General features: G+C 63.2%; 20 protein-coding genes. 10 read left to right on the plus strand and 10 right to left on the minus strand.

All coding sequences use genetic code 11. The features are described from left to right. The first annotated feature begins 241 nt into the window (after window positions 1-241). From UB31_RS09955 to UB31_RS09975, 5 genes are read left to right on the plus strand one after another with little or no spacing between them, the layout of a single operon-like run. Window positions 242-1,048: an ABC transporter ATP-binding protein gene (locus UB31_RS09955; RefSeq protein ID WP_045010731.1), complete on the plus strand. Its 807-nt coding sequence runs from the start codon at window positions 242-244 to the stop codon at window positions 1,046-1,048. Beyond that, entirely contained in the window at window positions 1,045-1,788 is a 744-nt protein-coding gene (locus tag UB31_RS09960) for an ABC transporter ATP-binding protein (RefSeq protein ID WP_045010732.1), read from the plus strand. The genes UB31_RS09955 and UB31_RS09960 overlap by 4 nt, the downstream gene beginning before the upstream one ends. After that, on the plus strand, window positions 1,785-2,639 hold the full coding sequence (locus tag UB31_RS09965) for a branched-chain amino acid ABC transporter permease (protein WP_045010733.1): 855 nt from the start codon (window positions 1,785-1,787) through the stop codon (window positions 2,637-2,639). Before UB31_RS09960 ends, UB31_RS09965 begins: the two co-directional genes overlap by 4 nt. Further along, the gene (locus UB31_RS09970) at window positions 2,636-3,616 is read left to right on the plus strand and encodes a branched-chain amino acid ABC transporter permease (protein ID WP_045000766.1); all 981 of its coding nucleotides are present in this window, start codon (window positions 2,636-2,638) and stop codon (window positions 3,614-3,616) included. Before UB31_RS09965 ends, UB31_RS09970 begins: the two co-directional genes overlap by 4 nt. Before the next feature lie 23 nt (window positions 3,617-3,639). After that, window positions 3,640-4,779, plus strand: a complete 1,140-nt coding sequence (locus UB31_RS09975; RefSeq protein WP_045010734.1) for an ABC transporter substrate-binding protein — start codon at window positions 3,640-3,642, stop codon at window positions 4,777-4,779. 130 nt (window positions 4,780-4,909) lie between these two features. On the opposite strand, the gene UB31_RS09980 is transcribed toward UB31_RS09975, so the two are convergent. Next, window positions 4,910-5,329 (minus strand): nuclear transport factor 2-like protein, encoded by a 420-nt coding sequence (locus UB31_RS09980; RefSeq protein ID WP_045010735.1) that lies wholly within the window; start codon window positions 5,327-5,329, stop codon window positions 4,910-4,912. A gap of 143 nt (window positions 5,330-5,472) precedes the next feature. Between UB31_RS09980 and UB31_RS09985 the strand changes: the two genes are divergently transcribed. From UB31_RS09985 to UB31_RS09995, 3 genes are all read left to right on the plus strand, one after another. Then, window positions 5,473-6,714, plus strand: coding sequence for an amidohydrolase family protein (locus UB31_RS09985; protein ID WP_045010736.1), 1,242 nt, complete (start codon window positions 5,473-5,475; stop codon window positions 6,712-6,714). 17 nt (window positions 6,715-6,731) lie between these two features. Continuing rightward, the gene (locus UB31_RS09990; RefSeq protein ID WP_045010737.1) at window positions 6,732-7,937 is read left to right on the plus strand and encodes an amidohydrolase family protein; all 1,206 of its coding nucleotides are present in this window, start codon (window positions 6,732-6,734) and stop codon (window positions 7,935-7,937) included. A 155-nt stretch (window positions 7,938-8,092) separates the two neighbouring features. Next, complete coding sequence (locus UB31_RS09995; protein WP_045010738.1) at window positions 8,093-8,410, plus strand: hypothetical protein; 318 nt, start codon at window positions 8,093-8,095, stop codon at window positions 8,408-8,410. Window positions 8,411-8,483: 73 nt separating this feature from the next. Here UB31_RS09995 and UB31_RS10000 read toward each other — a convergent pair whose 3' ends face one another. The 8 genes from UB31_RS10000 to UB31_RS10035 all read right to left on the minus strand — a co-directional run bounded on the left by UB31_RS10000 (window position 8,484) and on the right by UB31_RS10035 (window position 15,677). Beyond that, window positions 8,484-9,398, minus strand: a complete 915-nt coding sequence (locus UB31_RS10000) for a DUF1932 domain-containing protein (protein WP_045010739.1) — start codon at window positions 9,396-9,398, stop codon at window positions 8,484-8,486. Further along, on the minus strand, window positions 9,398-10,267 hold the full coding sequence (locus tag UB31_RS10005; protein WP_045010740.1) for a substrate-binding domain-containing protein: 870 nt from the start codon (window positions 10,265-10,267) through the stop codon (window positions 9,398-9,400). Before UB31_RS10005 ends, UB31_RS10000 begins: the two co-directional genes overlap by 1 nt. Window positions 10,268-10,294: 27 nt before the next feature. Continuing rightward, window positions 10,295-10,978 (minus strand): 4-carboxy-4-hydroxy-2-oxoadipate aldolase/oxaloacetate decarboxylase, encoded by a 684-nt coding sequence (locus UB31_RS10010; RefSeq protein WP_045000782.1) that lies wholly within the window; start codon window positions 10,976-10,978, stop codon window positions 10,295-10,297. After that, on the minus strand, window positions 10,975-11,688 hold the full coding sequence (locus UB31_RS10015; protein ID WP_045010741.1) for a PIG-L deacetylase family protein: 714 nt from the start codon (window positions 11,686-11,688) through the stop codon (window positions 10,975-10,977). Before UB31_RS10015 ends, UB31_RS10010 begins: the two co-directional genes overlap by 4 nt. A gap of 67 nt (window positions 11,689-11,755) precedes the next feature. After that, window positions 11,756-13,057 carry a C4-dicarboxylate transporter DctA gene (gene dctA, locus UB31_RS10020; protein WP_045010742.1) on the minus strand — a complete coding sequence of 434 codons (1,302 nt, stop codon included), beginning with the start codon at window positions 13,055-13,057 and terminating at the stop codon, window positions 11,756-11,758. Beyond that, complete coding sequence (locus tag UB31_RS10025; RefSeq protein ID WP_045010743.1) at window positions 13,054-13,938, minus strand: amidohydrolase family protein; 885 nt, start codon at window positions 13,936-13,938, stop codon at window positions 13,054-13,056. Before UB31_RS10025 ends, dctA begins: the two co-directional genes overlap by 4 nt. Continuing rightward, window positions 13,938-14,897, minus strand: coding sequence for an amidohydrolase family protein (locus UB31_RS10030; protein ID WP_045010744.1), 960 nt, complete (start codon window positions 14,895-14,897; stop codon window positions 13,938-13,940). Before UB31_RS10030 ends, UB31_RS10025 begins: the two co-directional genes overlap by 1 nt. A gap of 72 nt (window positions 14,898-14,969) precedes the next feature. Further along, window positions 14,970-15,677 carry a TetR/AcrR family transcriptional regulator gene (locus UB31_RS10035; RefSeq protein WP_045000792.1) on the minus strand — a complete coding sequence of 236 codons (708 nt, stop codon included), beginning with the start codon at window positions 15,675-15,677 and terminating at the stop codon, window positions 14,970-14,972. Between the two features lie 115 nt (window positions 15,678-15,792). Between UB31_RS10035 and UB31_RS10040 the strand changes: the two genes are divergently transcribed. Beyond that, window positions 15,793-16,770 carry a tripartite tricarboxylate transporter substrate binding protein gene (locus tag UB31_RS10040; RefSeq protein ID WP_045010745.1) on the plus strand — a complete coding sequence of 326 codons (978 nt, stop codon included), beginning with the start codon at window positions 15,793-15,795 and terminating at the stop codon, window positions 16,768-16,770. 11 nt (window positions 16,771-16,781) lie between these two features. Further along, entirely contained in the window at window positions 16,782-17,588 is an 807-nt protein-coding gene (locus UB31_RS10045) for an ABC transporter substrate-binding protein (protein ID WP_045010746.1), read from the plus strand. A gap of 10 nt (window positions 17,589-17,598) precedes the next feature. Here the strand turns inward: UB31_RS10045 and UB31_RS10050 are convergent, their stop codons facing one another. Continuing rightward, window positions 17,599-18,741: a mechanosensitive ion channel family protein gene (locus tag UB31_RS10050; RefSeq protein WP_045010747.1), complete on the minus strand. Its 1,143-nt coding sequence runs from the start codon at window positions 18,739-18,741 to the stop codon at window positions 17,599-17,601. Between the last annotated feature and the right edge of the window lie 2 nt (window positions 18,742-18,743).

Here is an 18,743-nt window from a genome sequence, read left to right on the forward strand (position 1 = left end):
ATCGCGCTTTTGTATGTACCGCGGCGAGAGGAAAGATCATGCAGCGCAGCCAAGGTTGAGTGCGTCGCGGCATGAACACGCCCGGCCGACAACCAGTCAGCACAAGTTTTCACATCCCGCGCGCAATACCTTCACCCGCGAGGCCGCCTGTCTCTTGCGATTTGATCCAAAATCATTTGCCGTGTGAGCTGCCGCGCCAAAAAAGTACCGATCGTTGGAAGTGCGACCGGGACAACAAAGGATGAACGGCCGCGTGGCAAGTTCCGGGGAAACGCGTCGCGACGCGAGCGAAGTCCTGCGCGTCGAAGGACTGACCGTGCAGTATGGCGCTCTCGTCGCATTGCGCGACGTGAGCTGGTCAGTTCATAGCGACGAGATCCTCGGCATTATTGGCCCGAATGGCGCCGGCAAGAGCAGCTGCTTCGCCGCGGTCACCAACGCCGTTACCCATCGCGGCCGCACCTTCCTCGACAATCACGATGTCTCGGCCCTCAGGACATTCGATCTGGCCAGCCGCGGCCTGCGTCGCACCTTTCAGCAGAACTCGTTCTTCGGCGAGCTGACGGTCCTGCAGAACGCAGTCTCGGCTATCTTCCGCGACTTATCTGCCAATCTGGCAACGTCCCTGTTCGCCCCCTGGCGCGAGGCCGCCTCTCGCCGTGCGGCCGAGACAGCAGCCGCACAGCTTCTTGATTTTTTCGGGATCGCCCGGCAGTACCATGACCAGCTCCCGGGAGACATTCCCTACGGTGTGCAGCGACTTCTGTCGGTCGCGCTGGCCTATGGGACCGGTGCAAAGGTGCTCCTGCTGGATGAACCGGCCGCGGGATTGAGCGGCGGCGACATGAAGAAGCTCGCCGACGTGCTGATCGGCCTGCGCAAGCGTACCCTCGCTTTGGTCGTCATCGAACACCACATGGACCTCATCATGTCGATTGCCGATCGCATCGTCATGATCGACCAGGGAGCGATGCTGGCAACGGGAACGCCGGCAGACATCCAACGCGACGTCCGGGTGCGCGAAGCCTATCTGGGGCGCGACGAATGAGCGCCGTGCTGCAAAGCAATAATCTCTCGGTTCGCTACGCCGGCAATGTTGCGGTGTCGGGCGTCAATATCGGCGTCGCCGCTGGCCGAATGGTCGGCCTCGTCGGCGCCAACGGTGCCGGCAAGACCACCCTCGTCAATGCGCTCGCAGGCTGGTCGCGCGGCCGCGCCATCGTCACCGGCACCGTTCTGCTCGAGGGACGCAACATCGAAAAGCTCTCCGCCCACGAACGGGTCGCTCGTGGCCTCACGCTGGTGCCCGAAGGCAAGAACATCTTCGCGGAATTGACCGTCGATGAGAACCTGGCGCTGGTGCGTCCACCGGCAGACACGACGGGCCGGCATACCTTCAAAGTCCCGGAGGTCTTCGACTTCTTTCCCAGGCTCGCCGAACGTCGCTCGCACAAGGGCGCAGCCCTCTCTGGCGGCGAACGCCAGATGCTCGCGGTCGGACGCGCCCTGCTCTCCGGCCCTCGCGTGCTGATGCTTGACGAGCCTTCCGCCGGCCTCGCGCCCCGGCTGATCACCGATCTCCTGTCTCGAATTCGCCTGCTCGTCGATCACGGCCTGCCGGTGCTGCTCGTCGAGCAAAATGTGAAGGCGGCGCTCAAAGTGGTCGATCATCTCTACCTGCTTGAACGCGGTCGGATTATCGGCGAAGGCCCGGCCGATGTCATGGCAGCAGACCATCGCATCATCGAGGCCTATCTCGGTACCATCGCGGATGGAGCACTGAGGTGAACATCGCGCAACAGATCATCAACGGGATCGTGCTCGGCTCGGGCTATGCCTGCATCGCGCTCGGCTGGACCATCCTGCTCGGGGTTGCCCGTCTGGTGAATTTTGCACATGGTCAGCTCTACATGCTCGGCGCATTCGTCACCTGGTACGCCATCACCAGGGTCGGCCTGCCCTATCCGCTGGCGATCATCGCAGCCATCGTCGTGCTGGGCGCCGTCGGCCTGCTGATGCAAATCGCAATGATGCGCCTGGTCATGACGCAGAACCTGACCAGCTTGATGATCGTGACCCTGGGCCTCGGCTACGTCCTCCAGGGCGGCAGCGCCCTGGTCTTCGGCGGCAATCCACAGACATTGCCTGGCACTCTGGCGAGGGCCAAAGTCGATATCGGTCCGCTCTGGTTTACCTGGCAGGACGTGCTGGTGCTGGTCGTCACGCTCGCCCTCTACGGCGCCGTGTGGCTGTTCACGCAACGCACGCGCTTCGGCTCAGTCATTCGTGCCGTCGCGGAGGACCCGAAGCTCGCAGAACTGTTCGGGATCAACGCCAAAATCGTCTATCTGCTGGTCTTCGTGTTCGAATGCTCGGTGGTCGCGCTCGGCGCGGCGCTGGTTGCGCCTCGCTCGCCAATCCTGACCAGCATGGGCTTCAATGAGGTCATCATGACCTTCGTCGTGGTCGTGCTCGGTGGCATCGGCTCGATCGGAGGTGCGCTCGTCGCTGGCCTCGGGCTCGGCCTGTTCACAGCCTTCTTCGGCGCGTTCGTCGCGCAAGCCTACACCACGGCGGCGGCCTTTGCGCTTCTGCTGGCATTGCTGGTGATCCGTCCTGCGGGGCTCGCGACCAAATGACTGTGATCGAATCCCGGCAATCGAGCTCGATCCCACTTCTCCGCATCGCGGCGGTCGCCGCCTTCGTCGTTATCGGCTTCATGCTTCCGCGTCTCCTTGGCGGCACATCTGTCGCCTATTCGACGCTGACCACGATCGCGATCTTTGCCGTGATGTGCTACGGCGCTGATATCGTGCTGTCCTATCTCGGCGAGGTCAGCCTTGGCCACACCGTGTTCTGGGCGATCGGGGGCTATACCGCTGCGAACCTCTCGGTCAAATATGGCCTGAACGGCTGGGCGACAGCGGCCGCGACGCTTGTGCTCTGCCTTGCCGCCGCGGCGTTCCTCGGCGCCGTCACTTTGCGAACCCGCGAGTTTGTGTTCTCGCTCGTGACTTATGCGGCCGCCGTGGTCGCCTACGAGATCGCCTTCAATTGGGACACCGTCGGCGGCTCCGACGGAATCGTCGGAATTCCTCCGCTGAAACTGCCCTTGCTCGTCACCACGTTCTCCGGAGCGCTGCAGGAAGATTTGTGGCCGATTGCATTCGCACTACTCTTGCTGACTCTTGCCTTCATTGCGCGCTTCCGCCGCTCCCGGCTCGGCACAACCGCATTGATGGTGCAGATGAACCCAGCACTCGCCGCGAGCCTTGGTGTCGACCCGCGCCGGATCCGGCTCGCTGTCTTCGTGATTTCAGCCCCGATCACCGGCCTTGCGGGCTGGCTATACGCCTATCAGCGCGCCTATGTCGGACCCGATATGTTCGAGTCCTATTTCCTGGTGATGATGCTCACCGCCATCGTGCTGGTGGGCCGCCGCATCCTGCTCGGACCGTTGATCGGCACCGCTCTTCTGATCGTCCAGCAAAACCTGTTTTCGCTTGGCGGTGACTGGAACAAAATCGTGCTGGGCTCGGTGCTGGCCCTGGTCCTAATCTTCTGGCCCGCAGGGCTGGTGGGTTTGTATCGCCGTATCACCAAGAAAACGACTTAAAGACAACATTGGGAGTAAAGCACATGAACAAGACAAAACTGGCACTCGCCCTGCTATTGGGTCTCGCATCAGTTCCGGCGATGGCACAGGACATCAAAGTCGGAACGATCTTTCCGCTCAGCGGTGGCGCCGGTCCGGATGGCCAGACCGTCACCAATGCCGTCAAGCTCATGGTCCAGCAGATCAACGACAAGGGCGGATTGCTCGGCCGCAAGCTGACGCTGATCTCCAAGGACGACGAGAGCACACCCGCGGTCGGCGTCAGCCGAGCCAACGAGATGATCGCCGAGAAGGCGGATGTCGTCATCGAAGGCTGGAACTCGCCGGTCACGCTCGCCATGCAGCCGATCCTCGCCCGCGGCGGCGTCCTGGACATCACGGCGGTCTCGAAATCGGACCTGATCCTCAGCGGCGAAACCAACCCTTACGCGCTGCGTATCAACAGCTCGAATGGCTTTGATGCCGGCATCATCGCCAAATACGTCGTCGAGACGATGAAAGCGAAGAAGGTTGCCTTCCTGACCCAGAACGACGTCTACGGCAACGGCTTCCAGACCGCGGTCGAAGCCGAGTTCAAGAAGCTGAACTTTTCCGGCGAAGTCGTCATGACCGAGAAGTTCGCATTCAAGGACACCGATTTTCGCGTGCAGCTCACGAACCTGAAAGGCGCCAATGCCGACGCCATCATCGTCACCAACTCGTCGAACTCGTCGGGCCTGCCGGCGATGGTCGAGCAATACCGCCAAGCCGACATCAAATCGACCTTCGTCGGAGCTGTCGGCATTATGCTGACCACGGTATTTAGGGTGGCCGGCGACGCCAATAACGGAGTGGTCTCGGCCGACATCTTCTTCCCTGACCTGCCCCCGTTCACCATCATGCCGGAGAGCACCTCGTTCGTGGCCGCCTACAACAAGGCCTATGGCATCAATCCCGACAAGAGCGCAGCACTGGGCGCCGCGGCCGTGCAGGTGTGGGCACAGGCCGTTGAATCGACCAAGTCGCTCGACCGCAAGACCGTGGCGGAAGCGATCCGCGGCAAGGCCGTCAAGGGCACCGTGTTCGGCGACGTTCAGTTCTTGCCAAACGGGCAGATGCAGCCGCGTTACGTCGTGTTCAAGGTGGTCGACGGCAAGAACACCAAACTTGAGGTGCTCCAGTAATCGCCGTTCAACGCTCACACTTGCAACGCTCAAACTCGAACTTTTACCAGCGTCCGCCTTGTCCGAAGGCGGGCGTCATCTTTAGCGCTGCTCTATTGGCCGGAGACGTGCTGCTCGAACCAGTCTGCCCTTACGCGTCGATGCCCCGCTGCACCAGGATGCGCTCGGCGCTGTCGTTCCAGACATCCATCTTGACGATCTGCCCGCCTCTGACGACGAAGCGATCGACATAGCGGTTGCCTTCGAACGGCGTGCCGTCCATCCACTCGCCATAGAGCGTGCCGACGCTGTAGACCACGGTCTCGTCCGCGCCCGGACAGACGTCAAAGCGATCCATCTTCTTCTTGACCCAGCGATAGCGTTTGGCATTGAAGCCGGTCGGCCCGCGCGGGTGGTCGAACTCGCGGCCGCCGGTAAAGGTGATCACCGTGCCCGGCTTCATGTAGGCTGACGCGGCATCGGGATCGGGAATCATCGAGGCCGTGAGATAGGCTTCCACGATCTCGGCGTCCGACGACGGCGCTTTTTCGCTTTTCACGGCTACGGACATGGCGGTATCTCCCGGACAAATTCGCGAAATACTACCGTCCGGGTCGGGGAAAGCACGCATATATTTTGATCAGATCCCCCGCTACATTGCCGCCGACCCGAAGCCTCGCCCACTGCTATAACCCGCCTCCGAAGATTCATTGCATGACCGCCCAGACCGCCTTCGACCTGATCTTCCGCAACGCCCTGTTGCGATCATCCGCCGCACCCGTCGATATCGGCGTGAAAGGCGGCCGGATCGCTGCGATTGAGCCAAAGCTTGCCTGCGAGGCGATCGAGATCGATGTCGGGGGACGGCTGGCCCTGCCCGGCTTCGTCGATACCCACATCCATCTCGACAAGGCCTGCCTGCTCGAGCGTTGCGGACACATCCACGGCACGCTCGGCGATGCCATCCGCGCCGTCTCGGCGATGAAGCGCGACTTCAGCGTCGACGATGTCTATGCGCGTGGCGCCAAGGTGATCGAGCGCGCCATCGTGCACGGCACGACCCGCATGCGCACCCATGTCGAGATCGATCCGCGCATCGGCTTGCGCAGCTTCGAAGCGGTGAAGGCGCTGAAGCGCGACTATGCCTGGGCGCTCGACCTCTCGCTTTGCGTCTTCCCGCAGGAAGGCCTGACCAACGATCCCGGAGCTGAGGAACTGCTGGTGCAGGCGCTGCGGGACGGCGGCGAGGCGATCGGTGGCTGCCCCTATACCGACACCGACCCGAACGCGCATCTCGCGCGCATCTTCGATCTCGCGCAAGAATTCGACGTCGACGTCGATCTTCATCTCGACTTCGATCTCGATCCGTCCTGGTGGCATCTGGACGAAGTCTGCCGGCAGACCGAACAGCGCAACTATCAGGGTCGCGTCGCGATCGGCCACGCCACAAAGCTCTCCGCCTTGCCGCCGGAGCGGCTGAAGGCAGCCACCGCTCAACTGGCGAAAGCCGGCGTCGCCGTCACTGTGCTGCCCGCGACGGATCTCTATCTGATGGGGCGCGAGGCCACCCACAATGCGCCGCGCGGGCTGACGCTCGCGCACAAGCTCGCGGGCGACGGCATCGTGTGCTCGGTCGCCACCAACAACGTGCTCAATCCCTTCACGCCATTTGGCGATGCCTCGCTGATGCGGATGGCGAACTTCTACGCCAATGTCGCGCACGCCTCCGTCGGCGACTTCGACACCTGCCTCGATCTCGTCACCGAGCTACCGGCGCGGCTGATGAACCTGAGGGACTACGGCATCGCGGTCGGAAAGCCCGCCGATCTCGTCGTGCTCGACACAAAGGACAGCCGCTTTGCCATCGCCGAGCTGCCGGATATCGTGATGGGCTTCAAGAGCGGCCGGCAGACCTTTGAGCGGCCGCAGCCGACGCTGTTCAAGCCGCAGACCTGAACCAACGGAACAACCGGATGGCTTACGACAAGATATTCCTCAACGCCCGCTTCGACGGCGGATCGCGACATCACATCGCGGTCAAGGACGGCCGTATCGCCGCGATCACGCCTGCTGACCAGCCACCCACGGGCGCCGAAACGATTGACCTCGACAATGCCCTGGTCGTTCCCGGCTTCGTCGAAGGCCACATCCATCTCGACACCAGCTTCTATGGCGATACCTGGCGCCCGCACAAGCCCTGCACTGACGGCTTCGACGTGCATGAGCGCGTGGCCTTCCAGGCCCAGAACATCGCCGAGGCCGCACCGATGGATGTGCGCGCCCGCAACCAGCTCGATCTCTGCATCGGGCATGGCACCACGCAGATGCGCAGCCATGTCATGGTCGACGGCTCGGTCGGCCTGAAATCGCTCGAGACGATCCTGCGCGTGCGTGAGGAGTACAGGGGCCTGATCGACATCCAGCTCGTCGCCTTTCCCCAGAGCGGCATCCTGATGAGCCCGGGCACGCCACAATTGCTGGATGAAGCCATCGGGCTCGGCGCCGATCTGGTCGGTGGGCTCGATCCCGCAAGTTTTGATCGCGATATCGAGAAACATCTCGACGTCGTGTTCGGCGTGGCCGGCAAGCATGGTGTCGACGTCGACATTCACCTGCACGACATGGGCACGCTTGGCGCGTTCGAGATCGAGCAGATTGCGGCCCGCACGCGCGCGCTCGGCATGGAAGGCCATGTCGCCATCAGCCACGCCTACGGACTTGGCGACATCTCCGCAGATCATCTCAAGAAGATCGCCGAAATCCTTGCCCGTTCCGGCGTCGCGATCATGACCAATGCGCCGGGCGCGCGGCCCTTCCCGCCGATCCTGGCGCTGCGCAACGCCGGCGTGACCGTGTTCAGCGGCAATGACAACATTCGTGATTCCTGGTGGCCTTATGGCGACGGCGACATGCTGCGCCGGGCGACGACGCTCGGCTATCGCTCGGGCTTCAACATCGATGAAGAACTGCGCGTGGCGTTCGATGTCGTCACCGAAGCCGGCGCCAAGGCGCTGCGACTCGAGGGCTACGGCCTGCGCGACGGCGCCAAGGCCGATTTTGTGACGTTGAACGCCGCCCATGTTCCCGAGGCTGTCGTCGCGGTTCCGCAGGCGCGCTCCGTGTACAAGGAGGGCAAGCTTGTCGCGTCGAACGGTAAGATGGTCGGGAAACGCAGCTAACCCGTAGGCTAAAGTCCGTCCGATATTACCGCTGATCCGGGCGCCGGCTGAGTCCGGTAGAATCCCGGACCGTAGCCCAACGCGTTGCGGGAAGGGTCAGGTAATCTTACTAAGACCTTGCACTGACCCTCCGCGTTCAATGGGGAAGTTTGGATATGTTCAGCGCATTCAGCAGCATCGATTACCAGTCCATTCGAGCCAAGACACCCGCCGAAACAGCCGTCAAGCGACTGAACGGCATCGGTGAAGTCCTCTCTGGCCTTGATATCTCGTCCATTCACACGCAGGACGAGATGGCCCGCGCACTGTGGACGCTCGATACCGCCGACAAGTGCATTCGCATGATCCTCACCGAGTTCCGTACCGAGCGGACCAGGGACGTCGTTCGCGAGGCCAAGAGCCTGATCGACTTGATCGAGCTCGCGCGCGACGAGATCTCGGACTATCGCGACGGCGGCAGGGTTTTAAGCTGAACGCGCGCGCTTCAGGTTATTGTCTGAGCATGATCTTTTCGGAAAACCGCTGCACACTTTTCCGGATCATGCTCTAACGCTTGACCTTCGCCAGAATGCGATCCGCCTCGGTGCGCCAATCGGCGCTGCGGGCAAACTCCTTGGTGACCCTCTCCCCGAACAGGCCTTCGTCGGCGAGATCGGCCACCCAGGCCTGCCGTTCGGCGGTGCCCTGCGCCGACCACGGCGTCAGCCCTGCCTCGCGCACGGTCTCGGCGACCTCGCGCACCTCCTCGGCACGGCGGCGGCCGTGCTCGATCACGCGCTGGAAGAAATAAGCGCCCTGCTTCTCCCAATTAATGGCGGGGAATGTCTCCGTGAGTGATGCCAGCACGGCATCCTCGACGCCATAAGCGCGCGCGGTGGTAAAACTCTCGATCACCATGGCCTCGAGGCCCTTGATCATGATGCTGCGGCACATCTTGACGGCCGAGGACACGCCGAGCTTGTCGCTGGCAACCTTGGCCGCAAAGCCGATCGTGTTCAGGAGCGGCTCCAGCTCTTTCGCGCCGGGCCCGCCGAGCAGCAGCGGCACCTTGATGCGATGGGGCGGCACCGAGGTCATCACCGCGCCCTCGACATAGCGCCCGCCGGCGCCGTCGATCAGCGCCGCGGCGCGCTGCTTGGCACCCGGTGAGGCCGAGTTGAAATCAAGGAACCAGGTGCCCTGGTTGAGTGCACCCGCACAGGCTTTTGCGACCGGCACCGCCTGGCTGGCTGTGACCGCGGAGACGATGAAGTCTGACTTCGCGGTGAGCTCAGCGTGCGAAGCAGCCAGCGCCACGCCAAATTTCGCCGCATGCTCCTTCAGCGCAGCACCCTGCTCGCCTCCAAGCTTGATGTCGAAGGCTGCGACCTTGATGTCCTGCTGGCGCAAATCCTCGGCCAAAATCCTGCCGACCTCGCCGTAGCCGACCAGCCCGATGTGCCATCGTTTCGGATCCGCCATCAGTTCAATCCTCGCGTCGTCGCGTCGAACAGCTCCTCAACCGCATAGCGGCGCGGGATCAGCGCCTGCTGGAATGCGTAGTCGACGATCAGCTCCAACGGCTTTCTGTTCGCCTCAACTCCGAACGGAACCATATCGGGCGAACTGGCCGCCCCCACCTGGGTCTTGTTCCGCTTGAGGAGATCATAGACGCCCGCGACCACATCGGGGTGCGCCTTCGCAAGCTGTTCAGTCACGACCACGTAATGATTGACCGGCACAACGCCGCGGCGCACGTACCATTTGGCGGCTTCAGCAGCCGGATCGGGGAACAGCGGCCTCAGCTTGGGATCGTTCGGGGCCTCGCCGAGAACGGCGTCGAGCTCGCCGTCGATCAGCATCTGCAAGATCTTCTTGTCCTTCGGCGCGCGCTCGGTGGTGTCGACATATTCGGCGACGTGCGGATCCTCGAAGGTCACCCAACGGATCTTATCGAGATTCACGCCATAGTCGTTGGCGAGGATGCCCCTGATCCAGGCGCCCGTGGTCGTCGTGAAGGAGCGGATGCCGACGCGCTTGCCTTCGAGATCACTCGGCCCGAGCGTTCCATGCGCGGGATTGTACAGCGCATGAGCATGTTGGAAGCGGCCGAGCATGGCTGCCGGCAGCAGCACCAGCGGCTTGCCATGCGCCTTCGCCATCAGATAGGTCACGATCGCCATCTCGCAGACGTCGAACGCCTGCTCGCGCACCATCGGCTTGAACGCCGTGTTGGTCGGCGTGTATTCGATGAAGTCGAGGTCGAAGCGGTCGGAGCGGAGCTCGCCGCTCTTCACCGCCTGGACATGGGGGTGACTGCCGAGCACGGCTTTCAGTTTGAGACGATCCATCCGCCCGCTCCGCTTCTCTTGTCCCGCCTAGACGTCCTCGGGATTGTCGACATAGACGAGCCCGGCTTTGGCCAGGGCCTCACGCATGCTGTACATATCGAGGCCCAATTCGCCCGAACCGAGACGTTTGCGCTTGCCGCCCTCGTCCGCATTGCGCTTCTTCGCCTTTTCGGCGACTTCGGCGGCGTAACGCTTCGGCACCACCACCACGCCGTCGTCATCGGCCACGACGATGTCGCCGGGATCGACGTTGACGCCGGCGCAGACGACGGGAATGTTGACCGAGCCGAGCGTGGCCTTGACCGTGCCCTTGGCCGAGACCGCGCGCGACCACACCGGAAATTTCATCTCGTGCAGCGCTTTGACATCGCGGCAGCCGGCATCAATGATCAGCCCCTGCACGCCACGCGCCTGGAGCGAGGTCGCGAGCAATTCGCCGAACATGCCATCAGTATTGTCGGTGGTGCAGCCGACGACGAGGATGTCGCCCTTCTTGCACTGCTCGACCGCGACATGGATCATCCAGTTGTCGCCGGGCTGCGCCAGCACGGTGACCGCGGGGCCCGCAATCGACGCACCTGCCCAGACCGGACGCAAATACGGCTTCATCAGGCCAAGGCGGCCATAAGCCTCGTGCACGGTGGAGACGCCGTATTCCGCCATGCCGGCGGGATCGGCACGCTTGATGTTGCGAACGACGACCGGCTTCATGCCAGCACCTCCGCAACCGTCGGGAACAGCCGCTGATAGGCCTCGCCATAGGTCATGGGAATGCCTGTGTTGCGGCTGCCCTGGATGCCGCGGTTGAGCGCGACGCGCTCGTAATAGCCCCAGAGATGCTTTTGTGCGGCGAGGATCTGGAACGCCTCGTACTTCTCCTTCCAGACCTCGTCGATCTTGAGCAGCAGGTCCGGCCTGTAATTGCACTGCTCGGGCTGGTGCGGCTCGAACAGGAACACAGGCGGCGCCGAATATTGGTACTGCGCGCCGGGCTTGTGGCCCATCGCCTGCGCCACCACGCGGGTCTCCTGCGCGAAATGCGCGGCGTTCGGATGGTCGAAATTATAGGGATCTTCCAGCGCGTGCGTCAGCACGAAGCTCGGATTGAGCTCGCGGTAGATATCGACCATGCGGTCGAAATGCGCCTCGGTGAGCTTCAGCGGATAGTCTCCGCAGTCGAAGAACTCGATCTCGGCACCGAGCAGTTTTGCTGCCCGCTCCGCCTCGTCCTTGCGGCCGGCTTTGACCGACTCCAGCGTCGCGCCCTTTTCCTTCCAGGCGAACTGGCTCTCGCCGCGCTCGCCGAAGGACATGCAGACGATCTTCATGCGATAGCCCTTCTTCGCATGCAGGGCGATGGCGCCGCCAGCACGCCAGACGAAATCGCCCGGATGTGCCGTAACCACGAGACCTGTTTTCATGGGACGAACTCCCCTCTCTCATTCGTAAGCATCTTAAGCTGCCTGCGTCGCGCAGGAAGCCAATTCATCACGCCGCAGCAGTCGCGGGTTCCTCGCCGTCAAGCACGCGCTTCAAGCGCTCGGCGTCGAGCGCGCCTTCCCATTTGGAAATCGCGATGGTCGCCACCGCGTTTCCGATCAGATTGGTCGGCGTCAGCCCCTGCGACATCAGGCGATGGATACCGAGCACCAGTGCGACGCTCGTCACGGGAATGCTGCCGGTGGCCGACAGCGTCGCCGCCAGCACGACAAAGGCGGCGCCCGCAATCCCCGCCGCGCCCTTGGAGGTCACGAGCAGGATCAGCAGCAGCTCGATCTGCTCGGCAAGCCCGAACGGCGTGTTGGTCGCCTGGGCCAGGAACACCGAAGCAGCCGCGAGGTACAGACAGGTGCCGTCGAGATTGAAGGAGTAGCCAGTTGGGATCACGAGCCCAACGACGCTGCGCTCGCAGCCGGCTTTCTCAAGCTTGGTCAGCATCCGCGGCAGCACGGTCTCCGACGAGGTCGTGGCGATGCAGATCAGCAGCTCTTCCCAGATGTAGCGGATCAGCTTGAGCAGCGAGAAGCCGCAGAGCCGCGCGACAGGGCCGAGCGCCACGACGATGAAGATCACGCAGGTGAGATAGAAACCGCCCAGGAGCTTGCCGAGCGAGGCCAGCGAGCCGACGCCGAACTTGCCGACCGTGAACGCAATGGCGCCGAAAGCGCCGATCGGCGCCGCCCACATCACGAAGCCGACGACGGCAAAGACCATCTTGGCGGCGATGTCGATCAAATTGACCAGCGGCGCGGCGCGTTCGCCAAGTTGCACCAGCGCAAAGCCGCACAGCACGGCGATGAAGAGCACCTGAAGAATGTTGCCCTCGGCAAAGGCGCCAATGAAGGTTGCAGGCACGATGTTCATCAGGAACGGCACGAAGCCGATCACGGCGGTCTGCTTGACATAAGGCTCGACAGCGCTGGCGTTGATGGTCGCGGGATCGATGTTCATGCCGGCGCCGGGCTTGAGCAGATTGACCGCGACAAGACCGATGATCAGCGCGATCGTGGTCATGATCTCGAAATAGATGATGGCTTTGACGGCGACGCGCCCTACGCGTGCCATGTCGGCCATGTGAGCGATGCCGTGCACGACCGTACAGAAGATGATCGGTGCGATCAGCATCCGGATCGCCTTGATGAAGGCGTCGCCGAGCGGCTGCATCTTCGCACCTGCCTCGGGATTGACGATCCCAAGCGCGATGCCGGCCACCATGGCGATGAGCACCTGGATCCAAAGCTCCTTCCACCAGACGCGGCCGCGCGGCTTGTCGATCGCAAGCGCCGTCATGTGTCGAACTCGAACAGGCGCGCCGGATTGCTGACCAGGATCTTTTGCTGGAACTCCGGCTCCGGTGCGAACAGCGGAATCAGGTCGACGAGGTCGCCGTCATTCGGCATCGCCTTGACGTTGGGATGCGGCCAGTCAGTGCCCCAGATGACGCGGTCGGGCGCAGTCTCGACGATTTTTCGCGCGAACGGCACCGCATCGGTGAACGGCGGACCGGCCGAGGACACGCGTTCGGAGCCGCAGATCTTGACCCAGCACTTCTCGTCGCGCCGCATCAGATCGATCAGAATCTTGAACGGCAGTTGGTCGAGCCCTTCGGACGCCTTCACCCGCCCCATATGGTCGATGGTGTAGCTCAACGGCAGCTCAGTCAGCATGTCGGCGTATTCAGGCAGGTCGATCGCATCGAAATGCAGATCGATGTGCCAGCCGAGCGGCGTGACCATCGCGATGATGCGGTCAAATACGCGCTTGTCGGGAACGCCGCCAAGGTGTCGCACGAAATTGAAGCGGCAGCCGCGGAAACCGCCCTCATGCAGCACGCGAAGCCCGCGTTCGGTAATGGTGTCGTCGATATTGGCCACCGCGCGATAGGCGCCGTTGCTTTGCGCAATCGCGTCGAGGGCCACCGTGTTGTCGATGCCGTGCACGCTGGCATTGACGATGACGGCGCGTTCCACGCCGAGCTTGGCGTGCAACACCTTGAAATCCGCGAGCGGCGCATCGGGCGGCGTGTACGAGCGATCCGGCGCGTAGGGATATTTCGCCCCGGGGCCGAAGATGTGGCAGTGCGCATCGCAAGAGAGTTTCGGCAGCTTGAATTTCGGCGTGCGCGTGTTCGGATCGGGTGGCGGAATGGTCGGTGTGTACATCATGGCTATCAGGTGAACTTGAACAGGCGTGCCGGATTGTCGACCAGCAGCTTGTGCTGGACCTTCGCATCTGGCGCATAGAGGGGGATCAGGTCGACGAGCTCGCCGTCGTTCGGCATGAACTTGACGTTGGGGTGCGGCCAGTCGGTGCCCCAGATGACGCGATCCGGCGCATTGTCGATCAGCGCCTTCGCGAACGGCACCGCGTCATGGAATGGCTTGCCGGCCGCAGAGGCGCGCTCAAGGCCCGTGATCTTGACCCAGCATTTTTCGTCTTTTTTCTGGAGATCGAGCAGCGCGGTAAAGCCGGGATCGTCGAGCCCTTTCGCGGCCTGCACCGTACCCATGTGATCGATCACATAGGGCGTCGGCAGCGTGGTGAGGATGGGCGCGAATTCGGCGATCGTGCCCGGCTCGAGATAAAGGTCGATGTGCCAGCCGAGCTTGGCGATGCGGTGCACGATGCGCTGGAACTTGCCCATGTCGCCGACGCCGCCGAGCCGCTTCAGGAAGGCCAAGCGGCAGCCGCAGATGCCGCCCTTGTCGAGCGCCGCAAGCTCCTTGTCCGACATCTCGTCGTTGACGTTGGCGATGCCCTTGTAGGCACCCTCGCTCTGCGCAATCGCGTCGGTGACGACGCGATTGTCGGTGCCGTGCACGGTGGCATTGACGATCACGCAGCGCTCGACGCCGATCTTCTCGTGGACGCTGCGGAATGCTTCCAGCGGCGCATCGGCTGTGTTGTAGGGCCGGTTTGGTGAAAAGGGATAGCGCGCGGCCGGCCCGAAGATATGGGTGTGGGTGTCGCAGGATTTTGGCGGCAGCTTGAAAGACGGCACCTTGGGATTTGGATCCGGTGGCTCGATCGTCGGGATCGCCTTCGGCTCAGCGGCTTGCGCACGCGCTTCGCCCGCAAGCGCCGCGCCGGCCAGTCCGGTCAAGAGATGCAAGTACTCTCGCCTGTTCATTTCCTCAACACTCACTCACATGGTCCGCTTGCGAGCGGAAACGCTGGATGCGCCTCCCCTCGGCGGTTTCTTTCAAGTCTTGCTTGCAACAGGCCGCCGTCGTGCCGGCGCGGCCTGATCCAGCGCAGGCGCCTGGAAGGCGGCAACGGTGGCTTGCACCAATTGCTCGATGGCCATGGCTGCATCGCTGCCATCGGCCTCGCCGCGCGACAGGCGCGAGACGCGGTCCGGCGTCACCAGCGAATAATAGAGTGCGCCGAGCAGGAAGTGGCTGCGCCAGACGATCTCGTTGCGCGGAATGTGCGGCAGGCTGTCGTGGATCGAGTCGATGAAGGCGTGGCTGGTATCGTCAAAAGTCTGCGCGATAATTTTTCGCGCGACCTCGTTGCCCTCGGCCGACATCACCGCCCTCAGCCGCGTGAAGCGCGCGCCGCCGCCGGCGAGATCGCTGCCCGAGGTGAAGGCCGGCACCACATAGGCCCGCACGATGGCCTCCAGCCGGTCCTGGAGATCGCGCACGCGCCTGGCGGCGGCGAGCAGCTCCGAACGGCGAAGATTCATCGGCCCGCAATGGCGCCGGTAGATCTCCAGCAGCAGGCCGTCCTTGGTCTTGAAATGATAGGTGACGCTGCCGGGATTGGCGCCGGCGGCCTGCGCGATATCGCGCACCGAGACGGCGTTGAAGCCGTTGGTGGCGAACAGCTCCTCGGCCGCAGCGAGGATCGCCTCGCGCATGTTCGGCTTACGGGCCGTTTCCTTGCTGGTGGGCTTGCTTACCATGTGATTTGTACTATCGTACAAAAGATCAGGTCTCGTCAACAAAAACCATGGGCAACGTCCGGGGCGGCTCAGAGACCGCCCGAGGAACCCGAATGCCTCAAGGAGTGCTAAGAAAATGCTGGGTTTGAACAACACAATCGGCCGGCTCGCGGTCGGTGCGGGTCTGCTGCTGGCAGCGAGCGCCGCGCAGGCCGATAATTATCCGAGCAAGCCGGTGCACATCCTCGTGCCCTATGCGGCCGGCGGCGCGGTCGATGTGCTCGCGCGTACGCTCAGCCAGGCGCTGGCCAAGACCTGGGGCCAGCAGCCCGTGGTCGACAACCGTCCCGGCGCCGGCGGCATCGTCGCCTCGCAGGCGCTGGCGCAGGCTGCACCTGACGGCTACACGCTGATCCTGGTCGCGAGCGGCCATCCGCTCAACCAGTTCATCTATGCGAGCGTGCCCTATGACACCTTCAAGGATTTTACCGCGATCAGCGAAGTCGCCTCCTCGCCGCTTGCGATTGTGGTGGCGAAGGACAGCCCATACAAGACGCTCAGTGATCTCCTCGCCGCCGCAAAGAAGGAGCCGGACAAGCTGTCCTACGGCATGTCCGGCAACGGCACTTCGGCGCATCTCGCCGGCGAGCTGTTGAAATACATGTCCGGCACCAAGATCGTCGCGATTCCCTACAAGGGCGGCGCGCCGGCGCTGACCGCCGTGATCGCAGGCGATATCCCGCTCAGCATCAATCCGCTTGCGGAGGCGATCAGTCAGCTCGAAGGCGGTCCGGTGCGCGCGCTCGCGGTGACCTCGGCCGAGCGCTCAAAGGCGCTGCCGGATGTCCCGACGGTCGCCGAGGCCGGCGTGCCCGGCTATGACGTCTCTGTGTGGTGGGGCGTACTGGGCCCGGCAAAGATGCCGCCTGAGATCGTGGCAAAGCTCGAAACCGATTTGAAGGCGGCGTTGCAGGACCCGAACGTGCTGTCGACGCTCGGCAAGATCGGCGCAGCGCCCGTCGGCTCGTCCGCCAAGGACTTTGACGCCTACATGCATGCCGAGGCAACCAAATGGGAGCCGGTGCTGAAGGCCGCAGACATCCACGCGCAGTGAAGGACTCTCACATGATGACCTTCTCTCATCCCGTGCGCCTTGCGCGCACTGCCCTGCTCGCGATCGCAATCATCGGCTCGCTCGGTGTATCCGCGCGCGCCGATGGCGAAGCGAAACTCCTGGCGCCGAGCGGGACCTTGCGCGTCGGCATCTATCCGGGCAGCCCGAGCTCGATGGTGACAGATGCGGCCGGCAAGCCGCACGGCCTCAGCTACGATCTCGGCGCCGAGCTGGCAAAGCGGCTCGGCGTTCCCATGGACTATGTCAGGTTTCAGCGCGTCGCTGACATCGTCACCGCGATCCACGACGGCCAGATCGATTTCACCGTGACCAACGCCACGCCGGCTCGCGCCAATGACGTCAGCTTCAGCCAGCCCGTGCTGGCGATCGAGCTCGGCTATCTTGTGCCAGCGAACTCCCCGATCGCCAAGATCGAGGATATCGACAGACCGGGCGTGAAGATCGGCGTCACCAAGGGCTCGACCTCCGAGCGCACCCTGCCCGCGAAGTTCAAGAATGCGACCATCGTTCCCGCCGAAAGCGTCAAGGTCGCGATCGCGATGTTCGGCCGCGGCGAGATCGATCTCTATGCCACCAACAAGCCGACGCTGTTCGAGATATCCGACCAGATGCCAGGCGCGCAGATCCTCGACGGCAATTGGGGCGCAGAGCATATGGCGATCGCGATCCCGAAGGGACGCGAGAGCGCGCTCCCTCTGCTCAACCGTTTCGTCGCGGAGGAGCACTCATCCGGCGCGCTGGACACGATCCAGCAGCAGGCCGGCTTGCGCGGCGCGACCAAGGCGACGCGCGAATAGGCGAAGGCGTTCAATTGCGCGCGTTCGCCCGCATCTTCTCCGGCGCGGCGGGACGGCGCACGAAGTCGGTGTCGTCGCCTCCCGACGGAATCAGGATGGCGCGTTCGCGTGGCAGTGCTTCCGGCATCTCGTCGCGGATGAAGGCGATCAGCTTCTCCCTCATCTCGCAGCGCAGATCCCAGGATTGCGGCGCATTCCGCGCACTGACCAGGGCGCGAAGCTCGATGGTCCGCGAATCCGCGTTGATCACCTGGAGGTTGACCACGGCGCCGTCCCAGAGCGCGGAGTCCTTGATGGCCTCCTCCAGCCAGCGCCGGATGCGCGGCACGTCGGCGCGGTAGTCGACGTGGAGCGGGATCACACCAATGAGGGATGCCGTATCGCGCGTCCAGTTCTGGAACGGCTTTTCGATGAAGTAGGACAGCGGCACCACCATGCGGCGCCAGTCCCACAGCCGGATCACGACATAGGTCGAGGCGATGTCCTCGACCCAGCCCCACTCGTTCTCGATGATCACGGCATCCTCGATGCGGATCGGCTGCGTGATCGCGATCTGCACGCCGGCGATCAGATTGCTGAGCAGCGGCCGCGCGGCAAGACCGACGATGATACCGGCGGCGCCTGCCGAGGCGAACAGGCTGACGCCGTACTGCCTCACCGAATCGAACGTCATCAGCGCGGTCGACACCGTGATGACGACGATGATGGTGTCGGTCACGCGCTTGAACACGCGCACCTGGGTGACATGCTTGCGCGCGACAAAATTCTCGCTAACGTCGCGAAAATTCTGCAAGTACCTCGCCGCGCTCATATCGACGATCCGAATCGAGATCCAGCCGATCAGCGCGATGAAGGCGACGACGAACAAGCTCGTCAGCGGCGTCCGGAACGCGTCGTCGAGCGGCGCAAGCGGCAGGACCAGGGCGACAGCAGCAAGGCATAACGCCAGCTGCGCGGGACCGGATGTCCGCTCGATGAATACACCGAGGAGGGACAAACGGGTTCCGAAGGCGCGATTGAGAAGCCACACGGCGACACGGTAGAGGGTCAAAGCAAGCAGCATCGCGCCGGCGACCAGGCAGAGGCCGACGAACCATGAGGGTATCCAGCCGAACATCCTGTCGATGTCGATCATGACGGCGTGGCGATTCATTC

The organism is Bradyrhizobium sp. LTSP849, assembly GCF_000938255.1.
Lineage (GTDB): Bacteria > Pseudomonadota > Alphaproteobacteria > Rhizobiales > Xanthobacteraceae > Bradyrhizobium.